This window comes from Rhodospirillum sp. A1_3_36, from assembly GCF_047263945.1.
Taxonomy (GTDB): Bacteria; Pseudomonadota; Alphaproteobacteria; order Rhodospirillales; family Rhodospirillaceae; genus Rhodospirillum.
Genome location: NZ_JBLAVB010000001.1, coordinates 753,526 through 770,300, shown reverse-complemented (window position 1 = coordinate 770,300; position 16,775 = coordinate 753,526). Strand labels below are relative to the sequence as shown.

14 protein-coding genes are annotated in these 16,775 nt (G+C 62.5%); 13 read left to right on the top strand and 1 reads right to left on the bottom strand.

All coding sequences use genetic code 11. From position 1 onward, the window contains the following. Positions 1-6 precede the first annotated feature (6 nt). The 6 genes from ACLIRY_RS03380 (at position 7) to ACLIRY_RS03355 (ending at position 6,958) form a co-directional block, all read left to right on the top strand. Positions 7-297, top strand: a complete 291-nt coding sequence (locus ACLIRY_RS03380; protein WP_413203922.1) for a sarcosine oxidase subunit delta — start codon at positions 7-9, stop codon at positions 295-297. Continuing rightward, entirely contained in the window at positions 294-3,227 is a 2,934-nt protein-coding gene (locus tag ACLIRY_RS03375) for a sarcosine oxidase subunit alpha family protein (protein ID WP_413203921.1), read from the top strand. Before ACLIRY_RS03380 ends, ACLIRY_RS03375 begins: the two co-directional genes overlap by 4 nt. Beyond that, the gene (locus ACLIRY_RS03370) at positions 3,220-3,795 is read left to right on the top strand and encodes a sarcosine oxidase subunit gamma (protein WP_413203920.1); all 576 of its coding nucleotides are present in this window, start codon (positions 3,220-3,222) and stop codon (positions 3,793-3,795) included. Before ACLIRY_RS03375 ends, ACLIRY_RS03370 begins: the two co-directional genes overlap by 8 nt. Positions 3,796-3,841: 46 nt before the next feature. Continuing rightward, positions 3,842-4,729 (top strand): bifunctional methylenetetrahydrofolate dehydrogenase/methenyltetrahydrofolate cyclohydrolase FolD, encoded by an 888-nt coding sequence (folD, locus tag ACLIRY_RS03365; RefSeq protein WP_413203919.1) that lies wholly within the window; start codon positions 3,842-3,844, stop codon positions 4,727-4,729. Between the two features lie 237 nt (positions 4,730-4,966). Continuing rightward, positions 4,967-5,851, top strand: a complete 885-nt coding sequence (gene purU / locus ACLIRY_RS03360; RefSeq protein ID WP_413203918.1) for a formyltetrahydrofolate deformylase — start codon at positions 4,967-4,969, stop codon at positions 5,849-5,851. Positions 5,852-6,232: 381 nt separating this feature from the next. Beyond that, a complete protein-coding gene (locus ACLIRY_RS03355) occupies positions 6,233-6,958 on the top strand; it encodes a FadR/GntR family transcriptional regulator (protein WP_413203917.1) in 726 nt (241 codons plus the stop codon). Positions 6,959-6,971: 13 nt separating this feature from the next. Here ACLIRY_RS03355 and ACLIRY_RS03350 read toward each other — a convergent pair whose 3' ends face one another. After that, the gene (locus ACLIRY_RS03350) at positions 6,972-8,243 is read right to left on the bottom strand and encodes an ABC transporter substrate-binding protein (protein ID WP_413203916.1); all 1,272 of its coding nucleotides are present in this window, start codon (positions 8,241-8,243) and stop codon (positions 6,972-6,974) included. Positions 8,244-8,411: 168 nt separating this feature from the next. On the opposite strand from ACLIRY_RS03350, the gene ACLIRY_RS03345 reads away from it, so the two are divergent. The 7 genes from ACLIRY_RS03345 to ACLIRY_RS03315 all read left to right on the top strand — a co-directional run bounded on the left by ACLIRY_RS03345 (position 8,412) and on the right by ACLIRY_RS03315 (position 16,767). Next, positions 8,412-9,755: an NAD(P)-binding domain-containing protein gene (locus tag ACLIRY_RS03345; protein ID WP_413203915.1), complete on the top strand. Its 1,344-nt coding sequence runs from the start codon at positions 8,412-8,414 to the stop codon at positions 9,753-9,755. Between the two features lie 73 nt (positions 9,756-9,828). Next, complete coding sequence (locus ACLIRY_RS03340; protein WP_413203914.1) at positions 9,829-12,213, top strand: DUF1989 domain-containing protein; 2,385 nt, start codon at positions 9,829-9,831, stop codon at positions 12,211-12,213. 111 nt (positions 12,214-12,324) lie between these two features. Further along, positions 12,325-13,704 (top strand): ammonium transporter, encoded by a 1,380-nt coding sequence (locus ACLIRY_RS03335; RefSeq protein ID WP_413203913.1) that lies wholly within the window; start codon positions 12,325-12,327, stop codon positions 13,702-13,704. Positions 13,705-13,737: 33 nt separating this feature from the next. Then, positions 13,738-13,917, top strand: a complete 180-nt coding sequence (locus tag ACLIRY_RS03330; RefSeq protein WP_413203912.1) for a hypothetical protein — start codon at positions 13,738-13,740, stop codon at positions 13,915-13,917. Between the two features lie 101 nt (positions 13,918-14,018). Further along, complete coding sequence (locus tag ACLIRY_RS03325) at positions 14,019-15,152, top strand: aminomethyltransferase family protein (protein WP_413203911.1); 1,134 nt, start codon at positions 14,019-14,021, stop codon at positions 15,150-15,152. 68 nt (positions 15,153-15,220) lie between these two features. Next, a complete protein-coding gene (locus ACLIRY_RS03320) occupies positions 15,221-15,823 on the top strand; it encodes a dimethylamine monooxygenase subunit DmmA family protein (RefSeq protein WP_413203910.1) in 603 nt (200 codons plus the stop codon). Beyond that, positions 15,820-16,767: a PDR/VanB family oxidoreductase gene (locus tag ACLIRY_RS03315; protein WP_413203909.1), complete on the top strand. Its 948-nt coding sequence runs from the start codon at positions 15,820-15,822 to the stop codon at positions 16,765-16,767. The genes ACLIRY_RS03320 and ACLIRY_RS03315 overlap by 4 nt, the downstream gene beginning before the upstream one ends. Positions 16,768-16,775 lie beyond the last annotated feature (8 nt).

Below are 16,775 nucleotides of genomic sequence, written 5' to 3'. Positions count from 1 at the left end.
AGCATCATGCTGATCCCGCATCCCCTGCTTGGCCCCCGCGACGCGGGGGAGTTCACCTACCTGGGTGACGCCCGTCTGTTGGAGCGCCCCGATGGCATGGACGAGGGCGCTCCGGCGGCCTTCCACGATTATGTCTACCTTCGGGACAACATTGCCGGTGTTCAACGCGAACTGTGGTTCCATGAACAGGGCGACCGGTCCTGGCTGGTGGTCACACGCAACACGCTGACCCATGAGATCCTGAAGGCCGAACTGGCCCGGGATGTGGTCCTGGCGCGGAAGGAGGCCGGGAAATGACCCGTTTATCCGGTGGGATGATCGACCGCTCGCGCACCCTGTCTTTCACCTTTGATGGGCAAACCTATCAGGGTCATCCTGGGGACACCCTGGCCTCGGCCCTGCTGGCCAACGGCGTCCGCCTGATGGGGCGCAGTTTTAAATATCACCGGCCCCGGGGCGTTCTGTCTGCCGGGTCCGAGGAACCCAATGCCCTGGTGGAGCTGCGCAGCGGTGCCCGCCAAGAGCCCAACACCCGGGCCACCGTGGTGGAGTTGTTCGACGGTCTTGAGGCCAAGAGCCAAAACCGCTGGCCCTCTCTGTCGTTCGATGCCTTGGCGGTGAACGACCTGTTCGCGCCCTTTTTCGCTGCGGGTTTCTATTACAAGACCTTCATGTGGCCCAAGGCCTTCTGGGAGAAGGTCTACGAACCTGCCATCCGTCGCGCTGCGGGATTGGGGAGTCTCTCCATGCTCCCGGATCCGGACGCTTACGATAAGGGCTTCCTCCACTGTGACCTGCTGGTGATCGGCGGTGGTGCGGCGGGGTTGAGCGCTGCCTTGACGGCGGCCCGGAGCGGCGCGCGGGTGATCCTCGCCGACGAGGATTTCCGCCTGGGCGGGCGGCTATTGGCCGAAAGCGCGCCCTTCACGGACCAATCTGCTGGGGAATGGATCGCGGGGCTGGAGGCTGAATTCGCCAGCTTGCCGAACCTGAGGGTCATGCGCAGGACCACGGTCTGGGGCGCCTACGATCACGGGATTTTCGCTGCCCTGGAGCAGGTGGCCGACCACCTGCCGACTCCGGGCGACGGGGTGCGGCAAACCCTCTGGCGGATCACCACCAAGCGGGCCATCCTGGCGGCGGGCGCGACGGAGCGGCATATCCCCTTTGCCGACAACGACCGTCCGGGGATCATGCTGTCTGGTGCCCTGCGCGCCTATGCCAACCGCTGGGCGGCCTGCCCGGCGGAGCGGGTCGCGATCTTCACCAACAACGACGATGGGCACCGGACGGCCCTCGACCTGCGGGCCAAGGGGGTGGAGGTGGCCGCCGTGGTCGACTCCCGGGCCGAGGCCAAGGCCCTGGGGGATTATCCCCTGCTGGCGGGCGCCCTTGTGACCGGCTCGAAGGGACGCTTGGGGCTCAAGGAGATCCGGGTTGCCCAAAACGGGCGGGACCAGTGGATCCCCTGCGGGGCGCTTGGCGTGTCAGGGGGGTGGAACCCCAATGTGCACCTTGCTTCCCACCACCGGGGGCGTCCGGTCTGGGACGAGGCCCAACAGATCTTCCTGCCCGGGGAGGAAGGGCCCCCGGGCCTGATCCCGGCCGGTGCTGCGGTGGGCGAGGGCTCTACCCAAGCAGCTCTGATGTCCGGCGCCCAGGCTGCGGTCAAAGCCCTGGAGGCCTTGGGGATCAAGGCCAGTATGCCGGACCTGCCCGAAGCCGAGGACCGGCCCTTGGGTCTGAAACCCCTGTGGCATGTGCCGGGTAAGGCGCGGGCCTGGGTGGACTTCCAGAATGACGTGACGGTCAAGGATATCCGCTTGGCCCACCAGGAGAATATGCGTCCCGTTGAGCATCTGAAGCGCTGGACCACGCTCGGCATGGCCACGGACCAGGGCAAGACGGCCAATGTCACCGCGCTTGCGGTGATGGCGGAATTGACCGGCAAGACCATTCCCGAGACCGGGACGACCATTTTCCGCCCGCCTTATACGCCGGTGTCGCTCTCGGCTTTGGGCGGGGGCAATACGGGGATCCATTTCCGCCCCCGCCGCCTGACACCCACCCACACCTGGGCCGAGAGCCAGGGAGCCGTCTTCGTCGAGGTCGGGCAGTGGATGCGTGCCCAGTACTTTCCCCGTCCGGGAGAAAAGACCTGGCGCGAGACGGTGGATCGGGAGGTTCTCGCCACCCGCGCGGGCGTGGGCATCTGCGATGTCACCACGCTCGGGAAAATCGACGTGCAGGGCAAGGACGCCGGAGCCTTTCTCAACCGGATCTATTGCAACGCCATGGGATCCCTGAAAGTGGGTATGGTCCGCTATGGCCTGATGCTGCGCGAGGATGGCCAAGCCTGGGACGATGGCACCTGTGCCCGTCTGGCGGAGGACCATTACGTGGTCACCACGACCACCGCTCAGGCCGGGCCGATCTATCGCCATATGGAGTTCTGCCGCCAATGCCTTTGGCCGGAGTTGGATGTGCAGCTCATCTCCACCACCGACGCCTGGGCCCAGTTGTCCGTGGCGGGACCGAAGGCCCGGGTGCTGCTGGAGCGGATCGTCGACGGCTTTGATCTGTCCAACGAGGCCTTCCCCTTCATGGCCTGCGGGGAATTGACCATCGCCGGAGGGCTGCGGGCGCGCCTGTTCCGCATCTCCTTCTCCGGTGAGCTGGCCTATGAGATTGCCGTGCCTGCCCGCTACGGAGCGGCGCTGATGGGGCGCTTGGTGAGCCTTGGCGCCGATCTGGGGGCGACTCCCTATGGCACAGAGGCGCTGGGTGTGATGCGCATCGAGAAGGGCCATGCTGCGGGCAACGAGCTCAACGGCCAGACCACGGCCCAAATGCTGGGCATGGGGCGCATGGTCAGCGTGAAGAAGGACTCCATCGGCGCGGTTCAGTCGCGGCGGGAGGGCATGGTCGCCGATACCAGACGCCTTGTGGGACTGGTGCCCGTCACGGCCACCGATCCGGTGGTTGCGGGCTCCCACCTGTTCACCGAGGGGGCCGTTCAGAATACCGGAACGGATCAGGGCTGGATCACTTCGGCCTGTTATTCCCCCCATGTGGGCTCGGCCATCGGTCTGGGTTTTCTGACCGATGGCGAGGCGCGCCAGGGTGAGGTCATCATCGCGGCCAACCCGCTGGAGGGCCAGGCGATCCGCCTCCGTGTCGTATCCCCCCATTTCGTCGACCCTGAAGGAGGACGGCTTCGTGTCTGACCTGACCCCCTTGACCGCCTTGGGTGGTGCGGAACCCGCCCGCCTGACCCTTGGTGCCCTGACCCTGACGGAAAACGCGGACCTTGCCCTTGCCTCCCTGGCCTTGCGGAGAGATTCAATCGTGGGGTCAGGACGTCCTGCCCCCCTGGGGCTGGACCTGCCCGACCCGGGCGGTTGGGTCGGACTTCAGGGCGTGGGCGCCTTTTGGACCAGTCCCGGCCAATGGATGATTGAGGCCGAGGAGGCCGCAGGTGGGGATTTTGCGGCCCTGGTCAAAACGGCGGCTCCCGATTGCTCCGTTACCGAGCAGACCGATGCTTGGGTGGCCTTTGAAGTCACGTCCTCTCAGGGGGCGGGGCCGCTGGTTGGCCTTTTGGAAAAGCTGGCCAACCTGGATGCGGACCTTTTCGGCCCTGGCCAGGCGACGCGCACAGCCATCGAGCATATGAGCTGCTATATCATTCGCCGTGCCGAGGATCGTCTGGCTATTCTCGGCATGCGAACGCTCGCCAATTCCCTTTGGCACACCCTGACCCAAGCCGCGTCGCGGCTTCAGCGCGCCGCGTAAAGGCACTGCCCGCCTTTTCGCGCGCCACCCTAGAAGGAGAACGACTATGACGACCACGATCATCGACGGCAAAGCTTTCGCGGCGAAGGTGCGCGGTCAGGTGGCGGGTTATGTGGCGGGTCTGAAGGAACGAGGTATTATCCCAGGTCTGGCCGTCGTTTTGGTGGGCGAGGATCCTGCCTCCCAGGTCTACGTGCGCAACAAGGGCAAGCAGACCGTCGAGGTCGGCATGAACAGCTACGAGCATAAGCTGCCGGTTGATACCTCGGAGGCGGATCTGCTCGCTCTGATCGCGCGGTTGAACGCTGATCCCGCCGTCCATGGCATTTTGGTGCAGCTTCCCCTGCCGGGACATATGAACGCCGATCTGGTGATCAACGCCATCGACCCTGCCAAGGACGTGGACGGCTTCCACATCTCCAACGTCGGTCTGCTTGGCACGGGGCAGAAGGCCATGGTGCCCTGCACCCCCCTGGGCTGCCTGATGATGTTGCGGGACCACCTGGGCTCCTTGTCCGGGTTGAACGCGGTGGTCGTGGGCCGCTCGAACATCGTGGGGAAACCCATGGCCCAGTTGCTTCTGGGCGATAGCTGCACGGTGACCATCGCCCATAGCCGCACCAAGGACCTGCCCGAGGTCTGTCGGCGGGCCGACATCCTGGTTGCCGCCGTGGGGCGGCCGGAAATGGTGACTGGCGCTTTCGTGAAGCCCGGCGCCACGGTCATTGACGTGGGTATCAATCGGATCGAGCGGGACGGCAAGATGAAGCTGGTCGGCGACGTGCATTTCGAAAGTGCGGCGGCTGTTGCGGGCGCGATCACCCCCGTTCCCGGCGGCGTCGGCCCCATGACCATCGCCTGTCTGCTCGCCAATACGGTGACCGCTTGCCATCGGGCGAACGGTCTGCCGGAGCCGCAGGGCCTGACCGCCTGACGGTTCCTTACCGGCTTCACCGATCCATCCTTTGCTAGAGTATTGCGAGATCAAGTTGGGTCGCTTCGCGACCAAACTTGGCCTCGAAAATACTCTAAAGTTTATAGAATTAGAGTGAAACGGGGCCAGCTTGTTCCAAGCGGATCCCGTTTCACTCTAGATCCAGACTTTCGGCGCCAGGGAGCCGGGACCGGAAGAGGTCCACCTTCAGCCGCCGTCCTCTGATTGGAGAGTTCCATGAGCAAGTATTGCCTGACCGTCACCTGTACCTCCACCCGTGGAGTTGTTGCCGCCATTGCCGGGTATCTCGCACAGAATGGCTGCAACATTACCGACAGTTCCCAGTTCGACGATGTCCAGACCGGCGGCTTTTTCATGCGGGTGAGTTTCACATCCGAGGAAGGGAAGGATCTGGCCTTCCTGTCGAAGGGGTTTGAGGAGACGGCCAAGGCGTTCAATATGGTGTCCAAGTTCCATGATGAGGCCGAGAAGATGAAGGTCATCATCATGGTCTCCCGCTTTGGCCATTGTTTGAACGACCTGTTGTACCGTTGGCGGATTGGCGCCCTGCCCATCGATATCGTGGCGGTGATTTCCAATCACATGGATTACCAGAAAGTGGTCGTGAACCACGACATTCCCTTCCACTGCATCAAAGTGACCAAGGAGAACAAGCCCGAGGCCGAGGCCGCCCAGATGCGCATCGTCGAAGACTCCGGGGCTGAGTTGATCGTCCTTGCCCGATATATGCAGGTTCTGTCCGATGCGATGTGCAAGAAGATGTCTGGCCGAATCATCAATATCCACCATTCCTTCCTGCCGTCTTTCAAGGGGGCCAACCCCTATAAGCAGGCGTTTGAGCGGGGCGTGAAGCTGATTGGCGCCACCTCCCATTATGTGACTGCGGACCTGGACGAGGGTCCGATCATCGAGCAGGACACCATCCGCGTCACCCATGCCCAAAGCCCCGATGACTATGTGTCCCTTGGACGAGACGTGGAAAGCCAGGTGCTGGCCCGGGCCATCCACGCCCATATCCACCACCGAGTGTTCTTGAACGGCAACAAAACCGTGGTCTTCCCCGCCTCGCCGGGCTCTCACGCGTCCGAACGCATGGGGTGATTGCGGGGGAACGAGCAGGGAAGAGTTGGAATGCAGGCCAATACGGTACACGACAGTGTCTCGTCTTTTTTGGGCGATAGCCCAAGCCCATTTGGGGGCGAATGCCCCCAACCCCCCCTTTTTCTTTAGCCCGGGGTCTTGGGCCTTTTGGCCGCAACTGCCTGGGGTCTGGGGCCTTTCGGCCGCAACTGCCTGGGGTCTGGGGCCTTTCGGCCCCAGTGGGGGACGGGGCAAAGCCCCGTGACGGGACAAAACCCCCTGTCGTGTCCCGTGATAGGCCAATCGCCACCAAGCGGTTTCCCTGTATTCCAACTGGATTTTCAGAGCGAACAGGGGCTATGCTTTGGTCGCCCAAACCGGGTGTGATCAAAGGAATGCAACGTGCCCGTATTTTTCGGACGTTCCTCGGCGGCGACCCCGGCCGAGACCGTCGTCGGTTCGACGGTTCAATATGTGATTGATACGCTGACCCGGCGGATCGTTTCCCAGGAGTATGGGGTCGATGAGCGGCTGCCGTCGGAACGGCAACTCGCCCAGGATTTGGGCGTGGCCCGGAACACCCTGCGCGAAGCCCTGGATCAACTCGAGGAGCGGGGGATGATCCGGCGCCGGGCGGGCTCTGGGTCCTTTGTCACCTATGATCCCAATGGCATTGCCGAACCCCTTGCACCTGTGGCTGCAGAGACGGGGCCCCTTCAGTTGCAGGTGGTTCGTGGCATTCTGGAGCCGGAAATGGTGCGGTTGGCGGTGATCAATATGCCTCCCCGGGCGATCGAAGCCCTGGGGGAGACCCTGTCGCGGATGGAGACGGTTCAAACCGACGCCGGTGCGTTTGCCCGGCTGGAGGAGGAATTCCATCGTCAGATCGCCCAGGGGACAGGAAACCCCCTGCTGGTCGCCTGTTACAATTTGGTCCTGGAGGCCCGTCACCAGTCCTTCCGGGCGGCCATGTACCGCCGTCACCTGACTCCCAATCGCATCGCCTCCTACCAGCGGGGGTATAACGCCCTGTTCAACGCCATCGCCGCACGGGATATCGAGCAGGCGACCGAGTTCATGAAACTCACCTTGATCGAGGACCAAAAGCTTCTGCTCCAGGAAGAGTAGATGGTGCGCGGCTTTACTGCCTCAGACTGGGCAGGAGACGTTGGTGCCAAAGTTGTCCCATAGCCTCCAGGTGGCGGGAGAGCAGGGCGCCATGTTGGTTCAGCCAGTCGAGAACCGAGCCGAACTCGAGAATGCGCGCCCGCCCCTCGCGGATTCCAACCACGGGCCAATCCCCCACTAGGGCATTGTCGATGCCGAAAATCTCATGCCCCCACCATTGGGCCAGCCCGAAAACGTGGGACATTTGCCGGGCTCGCTTCATGGCCGAGAGGACGGAGATTGGAGTGATGGAGTTGGCCTGTTCCACGGCCCCATGCCACAGGTCGAGCATGGACGCATATTCCCAGCTCACCGCGCTCCAAGCTTCGGGAAAGCGGGCGTTGTAGCTGTCGAAGAAGGTTTTCGGCTGGTGAAAGAAGAACACGGTCTCGGACAACATGGGATCGTCGAAATCCGGAAACTGGAAGGTGTAGCGTTCCATGAACGCCGCTGAGGTCCGCTCGATCATGCGCGGATAGTTGTCCGCCGTGCAGGCGATGATCCGACCGGTGAACCCCTGGGCGTGGGCAGCTTCCGTCAGGGCCTGCATCATGGGGGGAGGGGAGGAACACCAGCAGAGGACATCGGGCTGCTCAGCCACCATCGCAGCGACGATTTCCTTGGCGTCCCCGCCTTCGGGCGGATAGCGCACCTCCTTGACCAGATCCAGTCCCTCAGCCTCGAAGGCCGCCCGGAAAACGGCGATGGAGGACAACCCAAGGCTGTCGGTCTGGCCACAGAGGGCGACGCGACCGGCCTGCGGATGGGTCCGGGCCAACCAGGACACCCCGGTGACATTGAACAGGGGATGCACCTCCGAAAGCGCAACCAGAGTGGGGGTGTCCGGTGACAGGTCGGTTGGCAGAAGAGTTGCGACCAGGACCCGCTGGGCCATCAGATAGGGCAGGGCGGGGCCGAAGCTGTCGCCTCCAAGGGTGAGGATCAGGGGTGTCTTTCCCCGTTCGACCATGTCCTGTGCAGCGGCCAGGGTGGCATCCGGGTTGATGCCGCTGTCCCGGGCGATGATTTCGATGGGTCGCCTGGATCCGGCCACCATCAGTCCGCCGTGCTTATTGATCCAATCAGACCACAAATGGCAGCCATCCAGGCCGGGCCGCCCCCAGGCTTCTTCCGGCCCGGAAAGGGGGGTGAGGACGCCAATGCAAACCGGCTCGCGACTCTGTGTTGCGATTCGGGGCAGTGAACCAGTGACTGCAAGGCGTTGGGCAAAGGAAGATCTGCTCATAAATGCGTCCTTTTGCTGTTCAAATTTTAGAAAATAGTCCAAAAATTAGCCAATTATATTCCGGTGAAGAAAAATAATTGACTGCTAGGGCGTATGGCGAGAATCATTGGTTCAGTCCAAGGGAACCAGTTTACGCAAATGAACCGGACCGGAGTGAAAGAGATAACCATGACCAAACGCGTTGCCATCATCGGAGCAGGCCCTTCTGGTCTCGCGCAATTGCGGGCTTTCCAATCCGCTGCGCAAAAGGGTGCGGAGATACCGGAAATCGTCTGCTTCGAAAAACAGTCCAATTGGGGTGGGCTGTGGAATTACACGTGGCGCACTGGCGTCGACGAGAACGGCGAGCCTGTCCACTGCTCCATGTACCGCTACCTCTGGACCAATGGTCCCAAGGAAGGGTTGGAATTCGCCGACTACTCCTTCGAGGAGCATTTTGGTAAGCAAATCGCCTCCTACCCTCCGCGTGAAGTGATGGTCGATTATATCGAAGGTCGGGTGCTGAAGGCCGGTGTCCGGGATTGGATCCGCTTTTCCTCAGTCATCCGTTGGGTTGAGTTCAACGAGGCCACCCAGGACTTTACGGTCACCGTCCATGATATGGTCGAAGACCGGGTCTACAAAGAGCAGTTTGACACCGTTATTTGTGCGTCCGGTCACTTTTCCAGCCCGAATGTTCCCGAATACCCCGGTTTCGGGCAGTTCAACGGTCGCATCGTCCATGCCCATGATTTCCGGGACGCCCGCGAGTTCTCGGGCAAGGATGTTCTGCTGCTGGGCGCGTCCTATTCGGCTGAGGATATTGGCTCCCAGTGCTGGAAGTATGGTGCGAAGTCGGTCACGACCTCCTACCGTACCGCGCCCATGGGCTTCAAGTGGCCCGAGAATTGGGAAGAAAAGCCCGCCCTGGAGAAGCTTGAGGGCCGGACGGCCTTTTTCAAGGACGGCTCCTCCAAGGAAGTGGATGCGGTCATCCTGTGCACCGGGTATCGCCACTATTTCCCCTTCCTGCCCGACGATCTGCGCCTGAAGACGGCCAATCGGCTGGCCACCGCCGATCTTTATAAGGGGGTGGTCTATGTCAACAATCCGAAGATGTTCTATCTGGGCATGCAGGACCAGTGGTTCACCTTCAACATGTTCGACGCCCAGGCTTGGTATGTGCGCGACATCATCCTGGGTCGCATCGCCGTGCCCGAGGACAAGGAGGTCCTGGTTGCGGATGTGAACGAGCGCGTGGCCCGGGAAGATGTCTCCGATGACGTGAAATATGCCATCCGATATCAGGGCGACTACGTCAAGGAGCTGATCGCCGACACCGACTATCCCAGCTTCGACGTGGATGGGGCCTGCGAGGCCTTCTACCAATGGAAGAAGCATAAGGCCGATGACATCATGGCCTTCCGCGACAACTGCTACCTGTCGGTGATCACCGGCACCATGGCACCCAAGCACCACACCCCCTGGAAAGACGCCCTGGACGATTCCATGGCCACCTACCTGCAAAACTGAGTGTTGCAGGCGCCCTTTTCTTCCTGGGAAGGGCGCCCGTTCCTTTCGTATCCCCCCGAGAGGTTTTCGTGTAATGACGTCTGTGTCGCCACACCCCCTTGTTCTCAATCCTTTTCGCGCGGGTCCTCCCCGGCCGACCCGTCCCCGCCGGGCTGCTGCCTTCTCCCTGGGGTCGGCGGAGGAACGTTATACCGTTCCGGGGCGGGGTGTGCTTGTCGTTGAAGTGGCGCCGGGGGATGGGATCGAGATCACCAATGCCGAGGGAGGGCAGCGCTGCGAATTGCTCGCCGCCCATGACGACGGGCGCCTGGATGCGGGGATTCTCGGCCTGAATGCCGATATCCCCGCTGAGGGCCTGCAAACTCTGTTGGCGTCGGGCGAGCCCAGTCTGGCGCGGGTGGCTGCGGGGCTGACAAAGCGGAAGATCGATCTGGCCGGAGCCCGGGCCGTTGGTCTGTTCAGTGCCAATACCAAGGCGGGGGTAAAAGCCTGTTTCGCCGCTCAGGCGAGGGGATGGGTGGTGATCGCTGCCCCTGGCGGAGTGATGGATTTCCTGGCTCAGGACACCACGACGCCCTTGACCGTCAGACTGATCCGGGCCAAGCCTCGCCAACAGGAGCAATTTGCTCTGCCCGACCCCCTGGCCGATCCGTTGTTTGACCTGCGGGTCCATTCGGGCACTGCCGAGGCCTATCTGGTGAAGGCCGGTCAATTCATCCAGATCATGGACGTGGATGGCCGTCAGTGTACGGATTTTCAGTGCTTTGACGCCCGCAAGCTGGACCGGGGTCTCGTTCACCCCCTGGATGTGACCACCACCCGCACTATCCAGGGCCATGCCTATCCCATGCCCGGTCTGCACGCCAAGTACCTGGACCAGGAGATGACATCCCTGGTGGAAGTCGTCCAGGATACCTGCGGTCGCCATGACGCCTTCGCCCTGGCCTGCGCGGCCAAATACTACGACGATATTGGTTATCCGGGGCATGCCAATTGTTCCGAAAACTTCAACACCGCCCTCGCGTCCTACGGAGTTCCGGGACGAGCGGGCTGGATGGCTGCCAATTTCTTCTTCAATACGGCCATTGATGCCCATGGGGTCATGGTCGCGGACGAACCCTGGTCCCGTCCAGGTGACTATGTGCTGTTGCGGGCCCTGACGGACATTGTCTGTGTCTCCTCTGCCTGCCCGGACGACACCTCGCCCGCCAATGGCTGGCATCCCACCGATATCCATGTGCGCTGTTACGACGCGGAGGAGCCTTTCCGGCGCTCCGTGGCTTGGCGCGCCACCCCCGACGCGGAGCCTGTCATGACGCGGGAAAGCGCCTTTCACCAGAATTTCGCCGCCCTGACCCGGGATTTTGTCGAGTATCGCGGCTTTTGGCTGCCCAATTCTTTTCCGGAATGTGACGCGGTCGAAAGCTATTGGGCCTGTCGCGAAGGTGTCGTGGCAATGGACCTGTCGGCTCTGCGCAAGGTCGAGGTCACCGGACCGGATGCGGCGGCCCTGATGGACTGGGTTCTGACCCGGGACGTCAGCAAGCTGGGTCACGGCCAAGTGGTCTATTCCGCCATGTGCTATCCCCATGGCGGCATGATCGACGATGGCACCCTGTTTCGTCTGGGCGACCAGAATTTCCGCTGGATCGGCGGCTCGGACGAGGGTGGCGTCTGGATGCGCGAACAGGCCGAGGCTCTGGGGCTGGAGGTCAGTATTCGGTCTTCCACCGACCAGATGCACAATCTGGCCGTCCAGGGACCCAAGTCCCGGGAGCTGATGACCGAAATCCTCTGGACCCCGCCCCATCAACCCGCCGTCTCTGACCTGGGATGGTTCCGCTTTACGGTAGGTCGAATCGGCGGGGCGACCGGGGCACCGGTGGTGGTGTCCCGCACGGGCTACACCGGCGAGCTGGGTTACGAGATCTTCTGCCACCCCAAGGACGGAGATGCGGTTTTCAAGGCGGTCTGGGCCGCAGGCCAGCCCCTGGGCATCCGTCCCATGGGGTTGAGTGGGCTGGACCTGGTCCGCATCGAGGCTGGGTTGATCTTTGCGGGCTATGACTTCTCCGAGGAGACCGATCCCTTTGAAGCGGGCGTCGGCTTCACCGTACCTCTGAAATCCAAGGCTGCGGATTTCATCGGGCGGGAGGCGCTGATACGGCGGAAAACCTCCCCCGCCCGCAGGTTCGTGGGTCTCAAAATCGAGGGGCAGGAGCCAGTTTGGCACGGTGATTGCGTAAGAATAGGTCGTGCCCAAGTGGGTGTGGTCTGTTCGGCCATGCGCTCGCCCCGAACTGGGACCTGGATTGCCTTGGCCCGGATTGATGTGACCCATGCGGAAATCGGAACTGCTGTCGAGGTGGGACGTCTCGACGGACAGATGAAGCGGATCCCGGCGACCGTCAGCGCTTTTCCGCATTACGACCCGAAAAAGGAACGTCCCCGGTCTTGACCGGGGGTGACTGTCCGGGGGGGCAACCCCGGTAGAGCCCGGAAATCCGGGCAAATGAAGGCGAGGAAAGACCCGTAACCGCCCCATTCCACAGCCATAAGGAGCTTTGACGTGGAACAGGACCTTGCGACTCTAGCCGCCACGGTGGCGGATTTGAAGGCGAAGGCGGATGCCACTGGCACCACCTTCTCTGAAACATTCTATTTTTTGACGATCCCGTTGATGATTCTGATCCATGCGGGATTCCTTGCCTACGAAATGGGCGCCTCGCGGTCGAAGAACGCGCTGGCGTCCGGCATCAAGAACATTCTAGCCTTCGCGTTGATCGTTCCCTTTTTCTACTTTATCGGCTGGTGGATCTATTGGGCCTTCCCCACGGGGTTGGACCTGTCCGAAGGACCCATGGGGATTTCGGGCTTGGCTTACGCCAACGATGTGGCTCTGCCCTGGAGCCCGGCCATGGGGCCAAACCTGGATGACCGGTCATCGGGTGTTTTCTGGGGCGCCTTCGTCCTGTTTGCGGCCACCACTGCCTCCATCCTGTCGGGTTCGCTCATCGAGCGGATCAAGCTGACCGGCTTTGTTGTTCTGGCCATCGTCCTGGGCTCCTTCGTCTGGATCCTGGCCGCGGCCTGGGGCTGGCATGCTGACGGCTGGTTGGTGACCAAGTTTGGCTATCATGACTTCGGTGCCGCAGGCGTCGTGCATATGATCGCCGGCTTCTTCACCCTGGGCGTGGTGATCAATCTCGGACCGCGTATCGGCAAGTTCAATCCCGACGGGTCCGCCAATCACATCCCCGGCCACTCCATGCCCATGACCTTGATCGGGCTGATGTTGATCATCGCCGGGTTCTGGGGCTTCCTGATGGGCTGTGTCATCGTCCCCGGCGAAGCCTGGAGCTGGTCCTCCACCATCGAGGGCACCATCTATGGCACGCCGATGACCCTGGCGGGCATGAGCTTCAACACCCTGATGGGCTTCGCCGGTGGCATCATCGGCGCCTGGATGATCACCCGGGATCCCTTCTGGATGATGTCCGGCGCCCTGGGCGGTATCATTTCCTGCGCCGCTGGCCTGGATGTCTGGTATCCGCCGATGGCCTTCGTGATCGGCTTCCTCGGCGCCGTTGCCATGCCGTTTGTTGCCTCCTTCATTGAAAAGCGCGGCATTGATGACGCCGTTGGCGCCTTCGCGGTGCATGGCTTCCTGGGCATGTGGGGGCTTCTCGCCGTCGGCATCGCCGCCCAGGGCTATCCCGCCATGTTTGGCGAGGACGTCATCGAGACCTCCTTCACCGGCCAGTTGGTTGGCGCCGTCGTCATGGGCGCGCTGGGCTTCGTCCCGGGCTATGCCATTTCCTGGATCCTCAAGGTGACAGGTCAGCTGCGGGTGCCCGCCGAGGCGGAAGTCCAGGGGCTGGACAAGACCAAGGTGCCCGCTTCTGCCTATCCCGAGGGGCTGCAAGCCTCCGTCAGCCCCGCCGAGTAAGGCGGTCCTCTCCCCTATCGAAAGGTAAAACCCATGGAAGCTCCTTTTGACGCGACATCCTGGGACGGCATCACCGGTGCCATCTACGCCGGATACGGCTCGGTCGAATGGCTGTGGATCCTGCTGTCTCTGGCCTGCGTGGTGGTGGCGATCATCGGTGGCTGGCGCCACGAGAAGCACGCCTACGAGGCCGCCACGAAAGGCCAGAAGTAATCGGGGTTCCCGGGCGATTTAGCCTCGCCCGGGATCCAATCGACGACTGAAGGGGGTCCCGGGACCCCCTTCGGTCACCGACCTCAAAGGAAAGGACCATCATGACCGCATCGTGGAGATTTTCGGCGTTGGCCGACCGGCACCGGGCGCTCGGCTCCGCCCTGGAAGACTGGAGCGGAATGGGCACCGCCTGGACCTATGACAAGGACCAGCTCGAGGAATACATGGCTATCCGGACCAAGGCGGGGGTCATGGATGTCTCGGGCCTGAAAAAGGTCCACATCATGGGTCCCCATGCCAGTCATGTGATCGACCGGGCCGTGACCCGGGATATCGAGAAGCTGAAGCCGGGCCGCTCGACCTATTGCTGCATGCTCGATGACCGGGGCAAGTTCGTTGACGATTGCGTGGTCTATCGGATGGGACCCCATAGCTTCATGGTTGTCCATGGCTCCGGCAGGGGCCACGAGCAACTGACCATGGCCGCCACCGGTCGCAATGTGACGGTCCTGTTCGACGATGACCTGCACGACATTTCTCTACAGGGGCCGCTGGCCGTTGATTACCTGGAGAAGCATGTGCCGGGTATCCGGGATGTGGTGTACTTCAGCCATATTCACACCACCCTGTTTGGCAAGCCGGTCACCATCTCCCGCACGGGATACACCGGTGAGCGCGGCTACGAGATCTTCTGCCGCCGCCAGGATGCCGTGGAGATCTGGGACACGATCGTCGCCGAGGGCGCCGAGATGGGGATCATCCCCACCCGCTTCACGACCCTGGACATGCTGCGGGCGGAAAGCTACCTGCTGTTCTTCCCCTACGATAATTCCGAGATGTACCCCTTTGAGGACGAGCCTTGCGGAGACACTCTTTGGGAGCTGGGCCTGGACTTCACCGTCTCTCCGGGCAAGACCGGGTTCCGTGGTGCCGAGGAGCATTACCGCCTGAAGGGTAAGGAGCGTTTCAAGATCTACGGCGTGAAGCTGGACGGAACCGAAGCGGCTGCGGAGGGCGCGCCGATTCTGAAGGACGGCAAGCCGGTTGGTGTCGTGACCATGGGCTTTTATAGCCCGCTCAACAACCACAATGTCGGTATCGCCCGTATGCCCGTGGACTGTGCCGTGGAAGGGACCCCGCTGGTTATCCAAAACCCGGACAAGACCATCCCGGCCATCGCCCACCCCATGCCCTTCTACGATCCGGACAAGAAGCGTCGGACCGCCAAGGGCTGAGACGCCGTGAAAACGGGGCGGCGCGGAAGCAGCGTTGTCCCGTTTGTTCCATAGGACAGGACACCGCTATGCCAAGTACGGAATTTTCCCCCTCCATCACCACCCGTCCGGTCTATGCGGACTTGGTGTCCCGGGGCCCGGCCCCCGCGATCATGTTGGCCGACGGCGTCGGCGCCGAGGCCTTGATCGACCTGGCCACCCGGGACGCTTCGGTGATGGAGCAGGCCCATGTGATGTTCATCCCCTTGGGGACGGACCACGGTGCCCGGCTGAAAGCCCTGGGCGCCGCCAGCTATCACGAAAGCCCCAGCTTCGCCGCCTGCCTGGAGCGGTTCCAGAAGGCCCTGGCCGATGCGCGCATGGGCACCAGCCTTTACCTTGCCGGGACCGAGGGGCTGATTGGTCAGGCCGTGGCCCTGGCCGCTGCCGCTGGTTTGCCTTCGGGCGCTATCCAGGCCGAACACCGGGGCTCCATTGCCCGGCGTATGCAATGTGTCCACTGCAAGGGGATAACCGAAAACGTCACCACGGATCCCTTCGTCTGCTCCCATTGCGGGTTGACGCTGTTCGTCCGCGACCATTTCTCCCGCCGCCTGGGAGCTTTCCAGGGTGTCTGCGTCGATGCCGAAACCCCGGGCGTCGTGCCCCCCACCCAGGAGATCCAACCATGACCAGCCTGATGCTGCGCGTGGCCGAGGTGGAGGCCCTGACTCCCCTGGTCAAGCGGTTCCGTTTCGAACACCCCGAGGGCAAAACGCTTCCGTTGTTTTCCGGTGGCGCCCATGTGGTGGTGGAAATGCAGGATGGCGAAACCCTGCGTCGCAATGCCTATTCCCTGATTTCCGACCCCCTGGACGGTTCCGGCTACGAGATTGCCGTGCGTCGGGAAGATCGCGGCCGGGGCGGCTCCCGCTTCATGCATACACAGGTGTCCGAGGGGGATCTGCTGCGCATCAACGCGCCGGTCAACCTGTTCGCCCTGGACCTGCGGGCGCGGAAACATGTGCTCATTGCCGGAGGCATCGGCATCACGCCGTTTCTGGCCCAATTGCGCCAACTCACCCGATTGCAACAGCCCTTCGAGCTGCATTATGCCGCCCGCTCCCGAGCGGAGGCTGCGGGCCTCAAGCTGTTGCCCCAAGCCCCGATGATCAAGATCCATCTGTCCGAGGAAGGCAACCGCATGGATCCGGGGGCGATCCTCGCCCACCAACCGCTCGGCACCCATGTCTACACCTGCGGCCCCGAAGGACTGATCGCTGGCGTGGAGGACGCGGCCCAACGCCTGAACTGGCCGAAGGACGTGCTCCATTCCGAGGCCTTCCTGTCCCCGCCGCCGGGCAAGCCCTTTACGGTGACCTTGGCGCGCTCCGGCCTGACCCTGACCGTCGGTCCCAACCAGAGCCTGCTTGAGGCCTTGGAGGACGCAAAGGTGGAGATCCCCTGGAGCTGCCGGGGCGGGGCCTGCGGGCGCTGCGAGACCGAAGTGCGGTCCTGCAAGGGCCGGATCGCCCACCACGACCATTGGCTGGAGGACGACGAAAAATCCGCCCAGACCAAGATCATGCCCTGTGTTTCGCGCTTTGAGGGCGAAGAGCTCCTTTTGGATCGATAGGCCACCGC

Excerpts from the sequence above, each read along its gene's own strand:
- ACLIRY_RS03375 (WP_413203921.1), top strand. The coding sequence starts at position 294 with ATGACCCGTTTATCCGGTGGGATGATCGACCGCTCGCGCACCCTGTCT.
- ACLIRY_RS03330 (WP_413203912.1), top strand. The coding sequence starts at position 13,738 with ATGGAAGCTCCTTTTGACGCGACATCCTGGGACGGCATCACCGGTGCC.
- ACLIRY_RS03340 (WP_413203914.1), top strand. The coding sequence starts at position 9,829 with ATGACGTCTGTGTCGCCACACCCCCTTGTTCTCAATCCTTTTCGCGCG.
- purU (WP_413203918.1), top strand. The coding sequence starts at position 4,967 with ATGAGCAAGTATTGCCTGACCGTCACCTGTACCTCCACCCGTGGAGTT.
- ACLIRY_RS03325 (WP_413203911.1), top strand. The coding sequence starts at position 14,019 with ATGACCGCATCGTGGAGATTTTCGGCGTTGGCCGACCGGCACCGGGCG.
- ACLIRY_RS03380 (WP_413203922.1), top strand. The coding sequence starts at position 7 with ATGCTGATCCCGCATCCCCTGCTTGGCCCCCGCGACGCGGGGGAGTTC.
- ACLIRY_RS03315 (WP_413203909.1), top strand. The coding sequence starts at position 15,820 with ATGACCAGCCTGATGCTGCGCGTGGCCGAGGTGGAGGCCCTGACTCCC.
- ACLIRY_RS03345 (WP_413203915.1), top strand. The coding sequence starts at position 8,412 with ATGACCAAACGCGTTGCCATCATCGGAGCAGGCCCTTCTGGTCTCGCG.
- ACLIRY_RS03350 (WP_413203916.1), bottom strand. The coding sequence starts at position 8,243 with ATGAGCAGATCTTCCTTTGCCCAACGCCTTGCAGTCACTGGTTCACTG.
- folD (WP_413203919.1), top strand. The coding sequence starts at position 3,842 with ATGACGACCACGATCATCGACGGCAAAGCTTTCGCGGCGAAGGTGCGC.
- ACLIRY_RS03320 (WP_413203910.1), top strand. The coding sequence starts at position 15,221 with ATGCCAAGTACGGAATTTTCCCCCTCCATCACCACCCGTCCGGTCTAT.